Below are 16,154 nucleotides of genomic sequence, written 5' to 3'. Positions count from 1 at the left end.
GGCGGGCGGGCCGCTCCGGCGACCGCGCCCCGGCTCACTTCGGTGTGATCAGCCGCGCCTCGTACGCGAAGACCGCCGCCTGCGTCCGGTCCCGCAGTCCCAGCTTCACCAGGATGCGGCTCACATGGGTCTTGATCGTGGACTCGGCGACGAACAGCCGCGCGGCGATCTCCGCGTTCGACAGACCCTGGGCGATCAGGACCAGCACCTCCGTCTCACGCTCGGTCAGGTCACCGTAGGCCGCGTGTGCCGTGGCCGAGAGCCGAGGGGCCTCCGCGAGCTTGGAGAACTCGGTGATCAGCCGCTTGGTGACGGAGGGCGCGAGCAGCGCCTCCCCGGCCGCCACCACCCTCACCCCGTCGGCGAGCTGGCGCGCCGAGGCGTCCTTGAGCAGGAACCCGGAGGCTCCCGCGCGCAGCGCCTGATACACGTACTCGTCGAGGTCGAACGTCGTCAGGACCAGCACCTTCGCGGCGCTGTCCGCGGCGACGATCTCCCGGGTCGCCTCGATGCCGTTCATCTCCGGCATACGGATGTCCATCAGCACGACGTCCGGGCCGAGCTCGCGGACCCGCTCGACCGCGTCCCGGCCGTTGACCGCCTCGCCGACCACCTCGATGTCCGGCATGGCGCCCAGCAGCACGGAGAAGCCCTCGCGGACCATCACCTGGTCATCGGCTATCAGGACGCGGATGGTGCCGTTCGTCATCCGGTTTCCCCCACCGTCGGCAGCGGCACCGGCAGAAACACCGCCACCTCGTATCCCCCGTCGTCCGTCTCGCCCGCTGTCATCTCGCCGTCCAGCATCGTGACCCGCTCGCGCATACCGGTGATGCCGTGCCCCGCGCCGTGCGTCGACTTCACCAGGCTCGCCGCCGGCGCGGGGTCGTTGACTATGCGCAGGCCCAGCCCGCCCAGGACGTAGCCGATCTCCACCCGGGCCGTCGCGCCGGGCGCGTGCCGCAGGGTGTTGCTCAGCGCTTCCTGGACTATGCGGTACGCCGACAGCTCGACGCCCTGCGGGAGTTCACGCACCGCGCCCGTGACCGCCTTCTCGACGGTCAGGCCCGCGTCCCGCACATTGGCGAGGAGCGCGTCGAGGTCGGCGAGGGTGGGCTGCGGGGCGTCCGGAGCCTCGTAGTCCTCGGCCCGCACGACCCCGAGGACGCGGCGCAGCTCGGTGAGCGCCGCCACCGCGTTCTCCCGGATGGTGACGAAGGCCTGCTCCAGCTCCGGCGGCGGGTTCTCCACCCGGTAGGGGGCGGCCTCCGCCTGGATGGCGACCACCGACATGTGGTGGGCGACCACGTCGTGCAGCTCGCGGGCGATCGTCGTGCGCTCCTCGAGGAGGGTGCGCTTGGAACGCTCCTGCGCCGTCTCCGACTGGTGGGCGGTCACCTCCTGCTGCGCCTCGCGGCGTATGTGCAGGACGGTGACGACCAGGAGGGCCAGGGCGGAGAAGAACAGCAACGCGAGCGTGTTCGTCGCGTAGTGGTCGGAGCCCAGGAGGCTCTCGACCAGGAATCCGTACACCGCCGTCAGTGCCCACATCCAGGCGGCGGCCCGCGGCCTGGTCCGCAGCGCCACGACCGTCAGCACCGTCACATGGGCGGCGAAGCTGCCGGGCAGCCAGGGCCAGTTGCCCCAGGAGCTGCCCAGCACGGAGACGACCGGGGTCGCGGCCATGGAGAACCAGAAGGCGCCGACCGGCCGGATCAGCGTCAGCAGCACCGGGAACAGTGCGAGGAGAGCGGACAGCAGGGTGCCGATTTCGCCGCGGCTGTCGACAAAGGAGCACATCATCGCCAGCAGACCGGCCGCCCCGACCGCCGCGTGCGGGGTCCAGGCCGCGTACTGCCTCACACCCTCGGGCAGGCGTCGCGTCAGCGGGCCGTCCACCCGCATCCGCGGCAGCGGACGGTAGGCGAAGGCGTCGTGGAACAGGTCCTGCCGCAGCCCGCGCAAGGCGTCCGCGGCCAGCCGGAACTCCGGGCTGCGTGGCTTGGCCCCGCCCGGCGGCGTCATCTGCGTCTGGGTCGTCTCGGTCACGTTCAAAACGGTAGGCCGCCGAGTGGGTCGTGGTCGTCACCAGTGAGAGGGTCCTTCCGGATCCCTCTCAGGTACTACGGGTATCCCTCGGGGGCGACCGAGAGACACCGGGGCTCAGTATGGCTACCAGACCATGACTACCAGGCCAGTTGGGCGATCTCCTCCGCCACGACCGCGCACGCGTCCGCCGCCGGGTCGATCAGGGGGAAGTGTCCGACGCCCTCGAGGAGCGTCAGGCCGACCACCTCACCCGCCCTCGCCGCCGCTTCCGCGTACGACTCGGCCACCGCCTGCGGGACGACCACGTCGGTGCGGCCCTGCACGAGGGTCGTGGCGATGCCCGTGGGGAGGAGGAACACGGGGTCGGCGTACGGCTGGCGTTCCGCGAACTTGTCCTCCCCGCCGAGGAGTTGGCGGGACGCCCCGGAGCAGACATCCAGCTTCTCGGCGACCCGGAAGTCCGCGATCGGGGCCAGGGCGACAACGCCGCGCAGCGGGGCGGGGCGGTCGGTGCGCCAGGGGGAGTCGGCGGGCAGGACATGGCGCGCGGCGGCCCACAGGGCGAGGTGGCCGCCCGCGGAGTGGCCGGTGATCACCGTACGGCGGAGGTCGGCCTGCGGCAGGTTCTCGCGTACGAGTGCGGGCAGCGCGTCGAGCGCGGCCGCGATGTCGTCGAACGTGTCCGGCCAGCGGCCCGCGACCGGGCCCTGGCCGCCCTGTGCGGGGATCGTGCCGCCCCGGCGGTACTCGACGTTGGCCACGGCGAAGCCGCGGCGGGCCAGGAAGTCCGCGAACGGGGTGATGTGCCGGCGGTCGTACGGGGCGCGCCAGGCGCCGCCGTGCAGGACGATCACCAGCGGGGCGGGGACGGCCGGGTCGGGCTCGCGCGGGGTGTAGAAGTCGATCACCTGGTCGGGGTGGTCGCCGTACGCGGCGGTGGCGTCGGGGTCGACGGGCGGGTGGGAGAAGGCCGAGGCCTCTTCTGCGGCGTCCCGTGCCGCGGCGTCGTCCGGCATGCTCCAACCTCTCTGCGGTGAAAAGGATTTGGCGGACCAGGAGAGAAATTCGGCCGTTGGCGGGGACGGTATCAGGCCGGTGACGTGCGTCTACACGCGGATGTCACGCTCGGTGAGGGGCAACGGTAGGACGACGGTGTGCCGGAGCAGTCCCCTCCGGGGTGGGTTCGCCCCCGCCGCCCCTACCCTCCCCCAAGCTCTCGGCTTCGCTCGAGCAGGGGGGACCCCCATCGTCCCCTGGGGGCTCCGCCCCGGACCCCAACGGGGTCGTCTTTTTACTGCGGGACCGGTGGGGGCTGGGCGCGCAGTTCCCCGCGCCCCTGCAGGGGGGCGGCAGCCCCCCTGCAGGGGCGCAAGAACCCTTACCCGAGCGTCTCCCCCAGCACCCTCGCCGCGCGCTCCACGTCCCCGAATCCCACGTACAGCGGGGTGAAGCCGAAGCGCAGGATGTCGGGGTGGCGGAAGTCGCCCACGACGCCCCGTTCGATCAGGCGTGGCATCACCTCGCCGGCGTCCGCGCACCGCAGGGCGACCTGGCTGCCCCGCTGCTCATGCGCGGAGGGAGTCACGGACTCCACGCGGCCCTCGGGGGCGTACGCCGAGACGCACTCCAGGAAGAAGTCCGTGAGGGCGAGCGACTTGGTGCGGACCGAGTCGATCGAGACGCCCTCCCACACCTCCAGAGCGGCTTCCAGGGCCAGCATCGACAGGATGTCCGGCGTGCCCACGCGGCCCCGTAGCGCGCCCGGAGCGGGGGCGTACGACGGGCTCATGCCGAAGGGGTTCGCGTGGGAGTTCCAGCCGGGGAGCGGGGAGTCGAAGCGGTCCTGCAGGGCGGCGCGGACGTAGAGGTACGCGGGTGAGCCCGGCCCTCCGTTCAGGTACTTGTACGTGCAGCCGACCGCCAGATCGACCCCGTGGGCGTCGAGGCCCACCGGCAGGGCGCCCGCGCTGTGGCACAGGTCCCAGACCGCCAGCGCGCCCGCGTCGTGGATCGCGGACGTCAGGGACGGGAGGTCGTGCAGGCGGCCCGTGCGGTAGTCGACGTGGTTCAGCAGGACCGCCGCCGTACGGGAGCCCACCGCACCCGGCACCTCCGACGGTTCCAGCGGCCGCAGCTCGCAGCCCGTCAGGCGGGCCGCGGACTCCGCGATGTATCCGTCCGTCGGGAACGTCGTCGCGTCGACGACGATCTCGTCCCGGCCCTCACCGGCCAGGCGCACCGCCCCCACCAGCGCCTTGAAGACGTTCACACTCGTCGAATCGCCCACCACGATCTGGCCGGGTGCCGCCCCGACCAGCGGAGCGATCCGGTCGCCGATCCGCTCCGGCGCCGTCCACCAGCCGCTCTCGTCCCAGGAGCGGATACGGAGCTGACCCCACTGACGCCGTACGACGTCCTCGACCCGCCCGGGGACACCCACCGGCAGCGCGCCGAGCGAGTTCCCGTCCAGGTACACCACGTCGTCCAGTACGAACTGCTCGCGCAGCTTGGCGAGTTCGTCCGCCGTGTCCAGCTCGGCGGCGACTTCACGCAGCTCAGACATGGGACCTCGCCGTCCACAGCTCGGGGAACACGTTCTTCTGCGCGCGCTTCTCGAGCCAGGCCACCCCGGCGGAGCCACCCGTGCCCGCCTTCGCGCCCATCGCGCGACGGGTGGCGACGAGATGGTCGTTGCGCCAGCGCCACACCAGCTCGGCGACGTCCGTCAGCGCCTCGCCGAGACGGGCGAGTTCGTCGCTCTCGTCGCCCGCGTACAGGTGCGTCCACACCTCTTCCACCTCCGGCGAGGGCGCGTAGCGCACGGACACGTCCCGCTCCAGCACGGACGCCGGGATCGCGTGCCCGCGCCGTGCCAGCAGCCGCAGCACCTCGTCGTAGAGGCTCGGCTCGTGCAGGGCCTTCTCCAGCTCGGCGTGCACGCGCGGCGCGCCCCGGTGCGGGACGAGCATGGACGCGGACTTCTCGCCGAGCAGGAACTCCATCCGGCGGTACATCGCGGACTGGAAGCCGGAGCCCTCGCCCAGGGCGGAGCGGTACGAGTTGAACTGGGCCGGCGTGAGCTGCGACAGCGGGCGCCAGGACGCGTTCAGCGCCTCCAGCTCCCGTACGGACCGCTTCAGCGCGGCCACGGCCGCCGGGATGTCGTCGCCACGCAGGGCCTGCGCCGCGGTCTCCCACTCGTGGACGATGACCGTGAACCACAGCTCCATGACCTGGGTGGTCACCAGGAAGACCATCTCTCCGGGGTCGTCGGAGCGGGTGTGCTGGAGATGGGTCAGGACGTCCGCCTGGACGTAGTCCTCGTACGGGGTCGTTCCTGCGAAGTCGAGATGCGGGGTCTCGGGCTCCGAAGCCTCTTCGGGCTGAGCCTGGTGGGACATCGCTGTCTCCTGTTGCGTACTCCGGGTAGCGGTCCGCCCCTGCCGATTCCGACACGGGGGCCCCGGTCCCCATCGGGCATCCTCCGCAATCCTCCCCCGAAAGCGCAAGGTCCGCCCGGTCACATCGACCAGGCGGACCCTTATGACCTGCATGAACGACGAGGACTCAGCCCAGCGTCTGCGCCGCCGTCGGCGAGGAGTCCTTCAGGAACTGGCTGCAGCGCTGGTACTCCTCCTGCTCGCCGATCGCCTGCGCGGCGCGGGCGAGGGCGTGCAGGGCGCGCAGGAAGCCGCGGTTCGGCTCGTGCTCCCAGGGCACCGGGCCGTGGCCCTTCCAGCCGCTGCGGCGCAGGGCGTCCAGGCCCCGGTGATAGCCGGTACGCGCGTAGGCGTACGACTCGACGACGCTGCCCCGCTCGTACGCCTCGTCGGCCAGCTGGGCCCAGGCGAGCGAGGAGGTCGGGTACTTGGCGGCGACATCGGCGGGCGCCGTGCCGTTCGCGAGGAGCTCGCGCGGCTCCGGGTCGTCGGGCAGGTGGGTCGGGGGCGGGCCCCCGAGCAGGTTCTCGTGAATCGTCATGGGTTCCAGTCTGCGGCATCCCTCCGGGGGTTACGCAGGGGTGGGGTACCGGTCGGCGGGGGTGGCGGCCGAGGTGGGTGTGGGCGTCCCCCGGGGGCTGCCGCCCCCGGCCCCCCGCTTCGGCCCGGACGGCCTCGTCCTCCGTCACCGGACGGGCTGAAGATTGCCTCCCGGCGCCGAAAAGACATGCTCCGGATCAGCTGAAACCCTCACTTGCCCGAACCCGGCGTCGACCTCGGCACCGCCGCCGGCACCGCGCCCGAAACCCTCGGCCCTGGCTCCAGTGGTGGCGCCACCACACTGCCGTGGGTGAGGCACTCGGGGCGCCGGCAGTCGGGCGGCGGACGGCGGACGGTCGCGAAGGCCAGCGCCGCCCCGACGACGAGCGCGCCCGCGCACAGCGGCATCGCCCGCCGGAAGGATGCGTTGAAGGCATCCGCCGAGAGGTACGCCTCCGGCCCCATCCCGGCCAGCAACGGCAGCGCGGCCACGGCGATCAGCCCGGCCGCCCGCGCCGCCGCGTTGTTGATCCCGCTGGCCAGACCCGCCCGCGCGGTGTCCACGGAGGCCAGGACGGTCGCGGTCAGCGGCGCGACCAGCGTCACCATGCCCGCGCCCATGACGAGGAGCGCGGGCAGGACGTCGACGACATACGAGGCGTCCGGCCCCACCCGCACCATCAGCAGCATCCCCGCCGCGCACAGCAGCGGCCCGACCGTGAGCGGGATGCGCGGGCCGATGCGCTGGGCGAGCTCGCCGGAGCGGGCGGAGAAGAGCAGCATCAGGATGGTCGTGGGCAGCAGTGCCGTACCGGCGCCGAGGGCGGAGTAGCCCGACACGACCTGGAGCTGGAGCGCGGTCAGGAAGAAGAAGCCGCCGAAGGCCGCGTACACGCACAGGGTGACGAGATTGACCGCCGTGAACTGGCGCGACGCGAAGATGTCGGGCGGCATCATCGGATCGGGGCGGCGCCGCTCGACGTACACGAAGGCGACCCCCGCCACCACGCCCGCGACCGCCGTCACCGGGACGAGCACGGCACCGCTCGGGGCCTCGATCAGGGCGTACGTCACCAGGGCGAGCGAGATCGCGCCGAGGGCCGCGCCGAGCACGTCGAAGCCACGGTCGTGGGCACGGCCGTCGGCCGACTCGGGGACGTGCCGCAGCGCGACGGGCACGCACACCAGCGCCACCGGGATGTTCAGCAGGAAGACCCAGCGCCAGCCGGGGCCGTCCACCAGCCAGCCGCCCAGGAACGGGCCGACCGCCGCGCCGACGCCGCCGAAGCCCGACCACAGGCCGACGGCCCGGGCCCGGTCGTCCGGGTGGAAGGACGCCTGGATGAGCGCGAGCGAACCGGGCGTCAGCAGCGCGCCCCCGATGCCCTGCAACGCTCGGGCCGCGATCAGCACGCCCCCGGTCGGCGCGAGCCCGCACAGCAGCGAGGCGAGGGCGAACCACACCACGCCGACGACGAACACCTTGCGGCGCCCGAAACGGTCACCGAGCGAGCCGCCCAGCAGGATCAGGCCCGCGAGGGTCAGCATGTACGCGTTGACGGTCCACTGGAGGGCGGCCAGGCTCGCGTCCAGGTCACGGCCGATGCGTGGCAGTGCCACATTGACGACCGTCGAGTCCAGCATGGCCATGCTGGAGCCGAGGACGGTCGTCAGCAGGATCCACTTGCCCGTGGGGCTCGCGATCCGTACGTCCGGTTTCGCGCCCGATCTCTCCTGCGGAGGGACAGCCATACCTCGGAGCATACGGAAGGGCCCGGCACCACGGGGGTGCCGGGCCCGAACCGGAAACTACGCCTGGATGACTACTTGAGCTTCGTGCCCGTGGAACGCAGCGCCGCGCACGCCTCGGTCACGCGCTTGGCCATGCCGGCCTCGGCGAGCTTGCCCCAGGTGCGCGGGTCGTACTTCGACTTCGTGCCGACCTCGCCGTCGACCTTCAGGACGCCGTCGTAGTTGCGGAACATGTGCTCCACGACGGGGCGCGTGAAGGCGTACTGGGTGTCGGTGTCGAGGTTCATCTTCACGACGCCGTTCTCCAGCGCGGTGGCGATCTCCTCGGCGGTGGAGCCGGAGCCGCCGTGGAAGACGAAGTCGAACGGGGACGCCTTGCCGTACTTGGCGCCGACGCCCGCCTGGAGGTCCTTGAGGAGCTCGGGGCGCAGGACGACGTTGCCGGGCTTGTAGACGCCGTGCACGTTGCCGAAGGAGGCGGCGAGCAGGTAGCGGCCCTTCTCGCCCAGGCCGAGGGCCTCGGCGGTGCGCAGCGCGTCGTCGACGGTGGTGTACAGCTCGTCGTTGATCTCGTGGCTGACGCCGTCCTCCTCGCCACCGGTCGGGGTGATCTCGACCTCGAGGATGATCTTCGCGGCGGCGGCCTTCGCGAGCAGCTCCTGGCCGATGGCCAGGTTGTCGGCGAGGGTCTCGGCGGAGCCGTCCCACATGTGCGACTGGAACAGCGGGTTCTCGCCCTTGGCGACGCGCTCGGCGGAGATGTCGAGCAGCGGACGCACGTACGTGTCCAGCTTGTCCTTGGGACAGTGGTCCGTGTGCAGCGCGACCGTGATGTCGTACTTGGCGGCGACGATGTGCGCGAACTCGGCGAGCGCGACCGCGCCGGTCACCATGTCCTTGTTGTGCTGGCCGCCCAGGAACTCCGCGCCACCGGTGGACATCTGGATGATGCCGTCGCTCTCCGCCTCCGCGAAGCCGCGCAGCGCAGCGTGCAGGGTCTGGGACGAGGTCACGTTGATGGCCGGGTAGGCGAACTTGCCTGCCTTCGCCCGGTCGAGCATCTCGTTGTAGACCTCGGGGGTTGCGATCGGCATTTGTCCGCTCCTTGTATGTGCGGGTGGCGTTCTGCTGCTTACGGCCCTGACCTAGGGGGCGACGTCATCGTCATCCCCATCTTTCCAGACTTGACCCGATGCTTCGGCCACCGTGTCCGAGACTCGTCGGTAACCGTCAGTCCAGCCCGAGCTCGTCCTTGGAGTACGCGAAGAGGTACGGCACCCCGGCGCCCGCCTCGATCTTCTCGGCGGCGCCGGTGGCACGGTCGACGATCGTCGCGACGCCGACGACCTCGGCGCCGGCCTCTCGCACCGCCTGGACCGCCTCGAGCGGGGAACCGCCGGTGGTGGAGGTGTCCTCGACGACGAGCACGCGTCGGCCGCTGATCTCGGGGCCCTCGACGCGGCGCTGCATGCCGTGCGCCTTGGCGGCCTTGCGTACGACGAAGGCGTCGAGGCGCTTTCCGCGCGCGGCGGCGGCGTGCAGCATGGCCGTGGCGACGGGGTCGGCACCCATGGTGAGCCCGCCCACCGCGTCGAAGTCCAGCTCGGCGGTCAGGTCGAGCAGCACCTGACCGACGAGCGGCGCGGCTTCGCCGTCGAGGGTAACGCGGCGCAGGTCGACGTAGTAGTCCGCCTCGAGACCCGACGACAGGGTCACCTTGCCGTGCACCACGGCCTTGTCCTTGATCTGCTGCAGCAGCGCGCCGCGTACGTCACTCATGTCCGCAAGCTTAGAGGCGCCGCCAGCTCCAGGTCATCGTCGCCTCCAGGGGCTCGATGGGGGTGACCAGACGGGGGTGGGTGTTGAGGCCGTTGGGAGGACCCGTCTGCGGCTCCACGCACACCGCGGCCTCCTGCTCGTCGTACACCACGACCCACTCCTCGCGGCTGGCGACCTTCAGCTCGAGCTGTCCGGGCCAGGTCAGCGTGACGTCGACTCCGTCGGGCATGCCGAAGCAGTCGTCCCAGGGGCTGGGACGGGGGTCGACGCGGCGGCCGGTGGGCAGGTGGTCGTCGCCCCGCTCCTCCTGCCAGGCGGGGTGGAAGTCGAGGCGGACGCTCTCCTCTCCCCGGTCGTCCTGTCCCAGGGTCCGGTTGAACCACGGGTGCCAGCCGATCTGGGCGGGGAAGGAGTCCTCGTACGCCTCCACGGACATGGTGAGCGTGAAGGTGTCCTCGGTCAGGGTGAACGCCTGGGTGACGCGGCCCGAGTGGGGCCAGGGGGCGACGAGGTCGTACGTGATCACGGCCTCGTTCTTGGTGGTGCGGGCGGTGTTCCAGGCGCCGTCGCGGACGGTGCCGTGGATGGCGTGCGGTGGGGAGTTGAGCGGCATTTGCTGGACGGTGGAGCCGTCCAGGAAGCGGCCTTCGCGGATTCTTCCGCACCATGGGGCCATCGGGAAGCAGCCGAACTTCTCGCCCTGCCGCAGCAGTTCGACGCCGCCGACCCTCAGACTCCCGACCCGTCCGCCGTTGCCCGGCGTGACGGTCACCTCCGCGTCGCCCGCGGTCAGCGTGATGTCTTCGTTACTCACGGAGTTGACCCTACTGGTCCGGGATCGTCTGCCCGGCGGGGCGCCAAGGGTTTCTTCGCCCCCGCCGCCCCTACCCGTCCCGTCCCTGGGGGCTGCCGCCCCCAGACCCCCGCTTCGGCCTGAACGGCCTCGTCCTCAATCGCCGGACGGGCTGAGATGCCCAGGGGCGCGGGGCTGTGACATTGTGCGGCTCCGCCGCGTGGGCGCGCCCAGCCCCCACCGCCCCGCAGCAAAACAACAACCTGCCGGGGTCCGGGGGCGGAGCCCCCGGGGATGGGACGGGTAGGGGCGGCGGGGGCGAGACCAACCGGCTCAGCGTCGCTTGCGCAGGGCTCTGGTGACGACGATCGCCGAGGCCAGCACCGCGGCCGCGGCAGGCGCCGCCCAGCGAAGCGTGGCACGGGCCGCCGCAGCCTCCGGCGCCGGCACCGGGGCATAGCGCCCACGCGGCGGCGCATGGTCGACCTCCTCCGCACTGCGGCCGATCATCGTCCGTCGCGCATGCGCCGCCTCGGCCACGGCATCCTCCCTGTCGGCATGGTTCGCGTCATCCGCGAGGGGGTCGAGAGACGGCTGCGGCACTTCGGCGTCGAAGACGGAGGCCGAAGCCTCGGCCTCCGCACCCGCCCGGGCCTCCGCCTCATTTCCGACGTCACCGCCACCATCGAGGCCGGCGTCAGCGGCACCCCCCGTGGCCTCCGCCTCACCCGCCGCACCCACCGCTCCCGCCAGGTTCTCCGCGAAACGGTTCAGCAGGCGCACCGCAGCCGCGGACACCGCATCCGGTGGAAGTTCCGCCACGCGGCCGTCCGCCGTGGCGGTGCCGCTGAAGGCGAGCGTCGTGCCGCCGTCCGCGGGGACGAGCCGTACCGCGAGGGCGAGCTTGACCGAACCGCTGCCGCGGGCCTCGGTGGCGTCGCCCTCGACGGCGTACGAGCCGTCGTCCTGGGCGGTGACCCGGACCGCGCCGCGGTAGGTGATGGTGTGGCCGCCGACGCGGACTTTCAGGCGCCCGGAGACGGGCGCCGTCCCGGCGTCCTGCTGGAACCCGGGAACCGCCCGGGCCACCCGTAGGGGATCGGCCAGCGCCTCCCGCAGCCGCTCGGCCAGAACCGGAACGAACACCTCATGCTCCATGTCGTCCGAGCCTACCCAGGACGACCGGAACCGCACCCGTTTATCACGGAATTCCCCCGTCATGCCCCGGCCTCCGCCTCAGTCGGCGTACCGCGGATGCACCAGCGTGGAGGGCTGCAGACCGGGGACGCGGGTGAGCCACGCGGCGCGGGCGTCGGCATCGAGGGAATCCTGTGTGAGCGTGCTCGGGCTCGGCCCGTGTGGGTCGAGACCCAGGGGCGGCATCCCCGTGGCCGTGGTGGAGGCCAGGATGAAACCCCAGTCGTGCGGGGCGCTCGACGCGCCCGCCGTGCGGTCGGGGCCGGCCGCGAAACCGGAGTCGCGGCCGCCCACACGGTAGGGGGCGGTGCGCAGGTCGGCCGCCCGCAGCGTCGACTCGACCGTCCAGAAGATGCGGGGGCGGGTGGAGACCGGGCCCGCGTGGACCGCCAGGCGGCCGTCGGGGGCCAGGACGCGGCGCGCCAGTCCGTAGAACTCCTGCGCGTACAGCTTCGTGCTCGCCGTGATCCCGGGGTCCGGCAGGTCCGAGATCACCACGTCGTACGTCGGCCGGTCCCCGCGCAGCCAATGGAAGGCGTCCGACGTGAACACGTGCACGCGAGGGTCGTCGTAGGCGTGGGAGTTGAGTGCCGACAGGGCGGGGTCGCGGCGGGCCAGCTCCACGACCCCGGCGTCGATTTCGACGATGTCGACACGGCGCACGCCCGGGTGGCGCAGCACCTCGCGCGCCGCGAGTCCGTCGCCGCCGCCGAGGACGAGCACGCGCGCGTGCGGACCGTTCATCGCGGGGTGCACCAGGGCCTCGTGGTAGCGGTTCTCGTCGCGGCCGCTGACCCGCAGCCGTCCGTCGAGGAAGAGGTCGAGCGGGCGGCCGTGCGTGCCGCCGGTGAGGACGACCTCCTGGACCCCGGTCTGCAGGGCGACGCGTACGTCTCTGCCGTACACGGCGTGCCGTGCCGCCCGTTCGAAGTCGTCGACGAGGACGGCGGCCGTGGCCAGGATGGCGAGGACGACCAGGTTGGCGATCAGCAGGAGCCACTTTCCGCGCCGGCTCAAGTCCTGGCGGAACAGGCCCAGTACGAGGGCCCCGCCGGCCAGCACGTTCACCGTTCCGATGAGCAGCGCACCCGTCAACTGCCCGAACAGCGGCAGCAGGAGGAAGGGGAAGGCCAGGCCTCCGGCGAGGGCGCCGACGTAGTCCGCCGCGAAGAGGTCGGCCACCGCGCCGCCGGGGTCCTGGCGCCGGATGCGCTGTATCAGCTCCATGAGGAGGGGGACTTCGGCGCCGATCAGCAAGCCGATGGCGAGCGAGAAGGCGACCAGCAGGTACCGCGGTCCGCCCGCCCACACCCCGCCCCAGTCGCCGGTCCACGCGAACACCGCGTACAGCGCCATCGCGCTGCATCCGCCGGTCAGGGCGAGCGCCGCCTCGACCGCGCCGAAGCCGGCCGCGGCGCGGGGGCGCAGCCGTTTCGCGGCGAGGGAGCCGATGCCCATGGCGAAGACCATCACGGACAGGACGACGGAGGCCTGGGTGACCGAGTCGCCGATCAAGTACGAGGCGAGGGCAACGAGTTCGAGTTCGTACACGAGTCCGCAGGCCGCACAGACGAACACGCTCGCGAGGACGAGAAACCGGCCGATGCCCGGGCGGACGGGCAGCCGCGCCTGGCCCTGGAGACCCCAGGGCGGCGGCGCACCGGGGGGAGCAGGCGCCTGCGGTTCGATCACGCTGGGAACGCTACGTCACACGGGTGCGACGCTTCGTCACCCACACGTGTGGAAGTGCCGTAGTGATGTGTAACACGCGGCGTCATGTGATCGTCCCCTGGGGGCCGCCGCCCCGGCCCTCGTTCTCGAACGCCGGACGGGTTCGGTGGCCAGTGGTGCCCCTCAAGCCTCGGAACCGCTCAGCGGATCCGCCTGGGCCTCCATCCGTACCCCCACCCTCGTCCGTGTCGCCACCAACTGGCCGTCCTGTGGGTACGCGTGCCACGTACGCCAGTGGACCTGCCCCTCGTGGCGCTGGGCCAGCAGGGCGGTGAAAGCGTGGGGGCTGCCGGGGAAGACCCCGGCCAGGCCGTTGGGGTGGTCGGAGACCAGGGCCAGCAACTCCTGGGCGCGGCCCGCGAAGGAACCGCACGAGAGTGTCTCGACGCGCGCCGCGAACTCGTACTCCCAGTCGCCGACGCGCTTGGCCACGCCGAGCGGAAGGGGCGTACTGCTGCCGGCAATGCACGCGACGGTCTCCGAACAACTGCCCTGCTCCTCCTCCAGGAGGACCTGGTGGGAGGCGCCGAGGAGACGCAACTGGAGTCTCGCTCCTTCGAGTTCGAGGTCGAGGGTCGCGAGCGCGGGGAGCGGCTCACGCCCCAGGGCCCAGGCGAGATCGGCCGCGCACGTGTCGGTGTAGGCGGTGTTCAGGGTCGTGAGCATGGGTCGGCTCCGCTAGCACGCAAAGGGAGGTGGGGGGTCCGGCGCACCCGGTCGGTACCGGGGGATCGGCCAGGTCAGCCTGGTCAGCCCGGTCAGGAAGAACGATCCGAGGGCTGCGTTGGTGTGTTAGAGGGAATCATGAACTGTGGCGCCACCACAGCGTTTTTACCCAACTTCGTAGGGTTTCCATCCCCCCGAGGGCTCCACAGCTCAACTGTTCAACTACGGCGTACGCCGGGAGCGCGATCGAAGGTGCCGCGCGCGGTCTCGCGAAATGCCGCAGGAATGCCCCCAAACAGCCCCCAGAACACTCCCGAAACACCCCCGAAAACCTCCGAAATGCGAATGAAACATCCCGAAGTGCGGAAGTGCCCGCCGAGACCCCTCCCCGGCGGGCACTCCCGCGTGCTCCGGACGCGTTCCCCCGCGAAGCTCAGCTGCCCCGTGTCAGCTGCCTCCGCCGCATCCGCCCCCGCCCCCGCAGGACGACCCGCCTCCGCAGGACGAGCCGCCCCCGCCCGACGAGTCACCGCCGCCCGAGCTGCCGCAGGATGTCGCGCCCCCGCTCGCCCCGCCGGCCCACCAGCTGTGCGAGTGGTCCGAGGAATCGCGGCGCGAGCGGCGGCCCCCGTTCGAGAGGCTGACCTTCTTCCGGCTGCGGTCGGCAGCCATGAACACCACGACCAGCACGATGCAGAAGACCGCCAGGATGATGCCGATGATCAGGCCCATGGCGTCACCCTCCTTTCGTTCCCCCGAAGCGGCCCCCCGTGGGCGCCTCGTCTTGCGTGAGAGGGGGATGCCCTCCCGTCTCATCAGCCAAAGCAGAGTTGAGGAAGTCCAGAGCTTGGGCGCAGGATGACGGGCATGACCTCCAGTGCCCGCCGCCCCCTGCTCAATCGCCGACTCGCCGAGTTCGGCACAACGATCTTCGCCGAGATGTCCGCGCTGGCCCTCAGTACCGGCTCGATCAACCTCGGCCAGGGCTTCCCCGACACGGACGGGCCCGAGGAGATCCGGGAGGCGGCCGTGCGGGCGCTGCGCGACGGGCGCGGCAACCAGTACCCGCCGGGGCCGGGCGTCCCCGAGCTGCGCACCGCGATCGCCGCACACCAGAAGCACCGGTACGAGCTGTCGTACGACCCCGACCGCGAGGTCCTGGTCACGGCGGGCGCCACCGAGGCCATCGCCGCGGCTCTGCTGGCCCTGGTCGAGCCCGGCGACGAGGTGATCGCCCTGGAGCCGTACTACGACTCGTACGCGGCCTGCATCGCGATGGCGGGCGGCACCCGGGTCCCGGTCACACTGCGCCCCCACGAGGGACGCTTCCGGCTCGACCTCGACGAGCTGCGCGACGCGGTCAACGACAACACCCGGCTGCTGCTGATCAACACCCCGCACAACCCGACCGGCACCGTCCTGACCCGCGAGGAACTCGGTGAGATCGCGAAGCTCGCCGTCGAGCGGGACCTGCTCGTGGTGGCTGACGAGGTGTACGAGCACCTCGTCTTCGACGACGCCGAGCACGTGCCGCTGGCCTCCTTCCCCGGCATGCGGGAGCGGACGGTCTCCATCGGCAGTGCAGGCAAGACGTTCTCCTTCACCGGCTGGAAGGTCGGCTGGATCACGGCCGCGCCGGACCTCGTCACCGCCGTACGGTCGGCGAAGCAGTTCCTGACGTACGTGGCTTCGGGGCCGTTCCAGTACGCCGTGGCCGAGGCACTCGCGTTGCCGGACACGTATTTCGACGCGTTCCGCGCGGACATGCTGGCCAAGCGGGACGTCCTGACGGCCGGGCTAGCCGAGGCGGGCTTCAAGGTCTTCCGGCCCGCGGGCACGTATTTCGTCACCACCGACATCAGGCCGCTCGGCGAGAGTGACGGCTTCGCCTTCTGCCGCGCCCTCCCGGAGCGCGCCGGGGTCGTCGCCATCCCGAACGCGGTCTTCTACGACCACCGCGAGGCGGGCGCCCCCTTCGTCCGGTTCGCGTTCTGCAAGCGGACCGAGGTGCTGGAAGCGGCGGTGAAGCGGCTCAGGAGCGCCTGGTAGCGGTTACGGGGCCGACGGCAAGAGCCCGGCCGTGGCGCGCCGCACTGGCGGCCTGCGCCCTGGCCGGGCTCTCGTTCGACTACGGGGCGTATCCGGTGGTCATCGCCCACACGCCCCGGTGAGTACGGGACCGGTACTGGCGAATACCGGCCGGTACC

At 71.8% G+C, this 16,154-nt stretch carries 15 protein-coding genes; 1 reads left to right on the top strand and 14 read right to left on the bottom strand.

The features are described from left to right. Positions 1–34: 34 nt before the first annotated feature. The 14 genes from AB0D57_RS09295 to AB0D57_RS09230 form a co-directional block, all read right to left on the bottom strand. Positions 35–709, bottom strand: a complete 675-nt coding sequence (locus AB0D57_RS09295; protein WP_362069218.1) for a response regulator transcription factor — start codon at positions 707–709, stop codon at positions 35–37. Further along, positions 706–2,049 carry a histidine kinase gene (locus AB0D57_RS09290; RefSeq protein ID WP_362069215.1) on the bottom strand — a complete coding sequence of 448 codons (1,344 nt, stop codon included), beginning with the start codon at positions 2,047–2,049 and terminating at the stop codon, positions 706–708. Before AB0D57_RS09290 ends, AB0D57_RS09295 begins: the two co-directional genes overlap by 4 nt. Positions 2,050–2,186: 137 nt before the next feature. Further along, a complete protein-coding gene (locus AB0D57_RS09285; RefSeq protein WP_362069212.1) occupies positions 2,187–3,065 on the bottom strand; it encodes an alpha/beta hydrolase in 879 nt (292 codons plus the stop codon). A 362-nt stretch (positions 3,066–3,427) separates the two neighbouring features. Next, positions 3,428–4,612, bottom strand: a complete 1,185-nt coding sequence (gene kynU / locus AB0D57_RS09280; RefSeq protein ID WP_362069209.1) for a kynureninase — start codon at positions 4,610–4,612, stop codon at positions 3,428–3,430. Continuing rightward, positions 4,605–5,450: a tryptophan 2,3-dioxygenase family protein gene (locus AB0D57_RS09275; protein WP_362069206.1), complete on the bottom strand. Its 846-nt coding sequence runs from the start codon at positions 5,448–5,450 to the stop codon at positions 4,605–4,607. Before AB0D57_RS09275 ends, kynU begins: the two co-directional genes overlap by 8 nt. 166 nt (positions 5,451–5,616) lie before the next feature. Next, the gene (locus AB0D57_RS09270) at positions 5,617–6,030 is read right to left on the bottom strand and encodes a DUF3151 domain-containing protein (protein WP_362069203.1); all 414 of its coding nucleotides are present in this window, start codon (positions 6,028–6,030) and stop codon (positions 5,617–5,619) included. A gap of 209 nt (positions 6,031–6,239) precedes the next feature. Continuing rightward, positions 6,240–7,781 carry an MFS transporter gene (locus AB0D57_RS09265; RefSeq protein WP_362069200.1) on the bottom strand — a complete coding sequence of 514 codons (1,542 nt, stop codon included), beginning with the start codon at positions 7,779–7,781 and terminating at the stop codon, positions 6,240–6,242. A gap of 71 nt (positions 7,782–7,852) precedes the next feature. After that, positions 7,853–8,875, bottom strand: a complete 1,023-nt coding sequence (fbaA, locus tag AB0D57_RS09260) for a class II fructose-bisphosphate aldolase (RefSeq protein WP_362069197.1) — start codon at positions 8,873–8,875, stop codon at positions 7,853–7,855. A 136-nt stretch (positions 8,876–9,011) separates the two neighbouring features. After that, entirely contained in the window at positions 9,012–9,560 is a 549-nt protein-coding gene (gene pyrE / locus AB0D57_RS09255) for an orotate phosphoribosyltransferase (protein WP_362069194.1), read from the bottom strand. Positions 9,561–9,570: 10 nt separating this feature from the next. Further along, positions 9,571–10,374 (bottom strand): aldose 1-epimerase, encoded by an 804-nt coding sequence (locus AB0D57_RS09250; RefSeq protein WP_362069191.1) that lies wholly within the window; start codon positions 10,372–10,374, stop codon positions 9,571–9,573. 312 nt (positions 10,375–10,686) lie between these two features. After that, the gene (locus AB0D57_RS09245) at positions 10,687–11,511 is read right to left on the bottom strand and encodes an SRPBCC domain-containing protein (protein ID WP_362069188.1); all 825 of its coding nucleotides are present in this window, start codon (positions 11,509–11,511) and stop codon (positions 10,687–10,689) included. A 78-nt stretch (positions 11,512–11,589) separates the two neighbouring features. After that, the gene (locus tag AB0D57_RS09240; RefSeq protein ID WP_362069185.1) at positions 11,590–13,242 is read right to left on the bottom strand and encodes a polyamine aminopropyltransferase; all 1,653 of its coding nucleotides are present in this window, start codon (positions 13,240–13,242) and stop codon (positions 11,590–11,592) included. A gap of 162 nt (positions 13,243–13,404) precedes the next feature. Continuing rightward, positions 13,405–13,947 (bottom strand): DUF2617 family protein, encoded by a 543-nt coding sequence (locus AB0D57_RS09235; protein ID WP_362069182.1) that lies wholly within the window; start codon positions 13,945–13,947, stop codon positions 13,405–13,407. A 447-nt stretch (positions 13,948–14,394) separates the two neighbouring features. Continuing rightward, the gene (locus AB0D57_RS09230) at positions 14,395–14,679 is read right to left on the bottom strand and encodes a hypothetical protein (RefSeq protein ID WP_362069179.1); all 285 of its coding nucleotides are present in this window, start codon (positions 14,677–14,679) and stop codon (positions 14,395–14,397) included. A 126-nt stretch (positions 14,680–14,805) separates the two neighbouring features. Here AB0D57_RS09230 and AB0D57_RS09225 point away from each other — a divergent pair, with 126 nt between their 5' ends. Further along, positions 14,806–15,996 carry a pyridoxal phosphate-dependent aminotransferase gene (locus AB0D57_RS09225; protein ID WP_362069176.1) on the top strand — a complete coding sequence of 397 codons (1,191 nt, stop codon included), beginning with the start codon at positions 14,806–14,808 and terminating at the stop codon, positions 15,994–15,996. The last annotated feature ends 158 nt before the right edge of the window (positions 15,997–16,154 follow it).

Source organism: Streptomyces sp. NPDC048275 (genome assembly GCF_040652275.1).
Lineage (GTDB): Bacteria > Actinomycetota > Actinomycetes > Streptomycetales > Streptomycetaceae > Streptomyces.
This window is presented reverse-complemented; position numbering and strand designations above follow the sequence as displayed.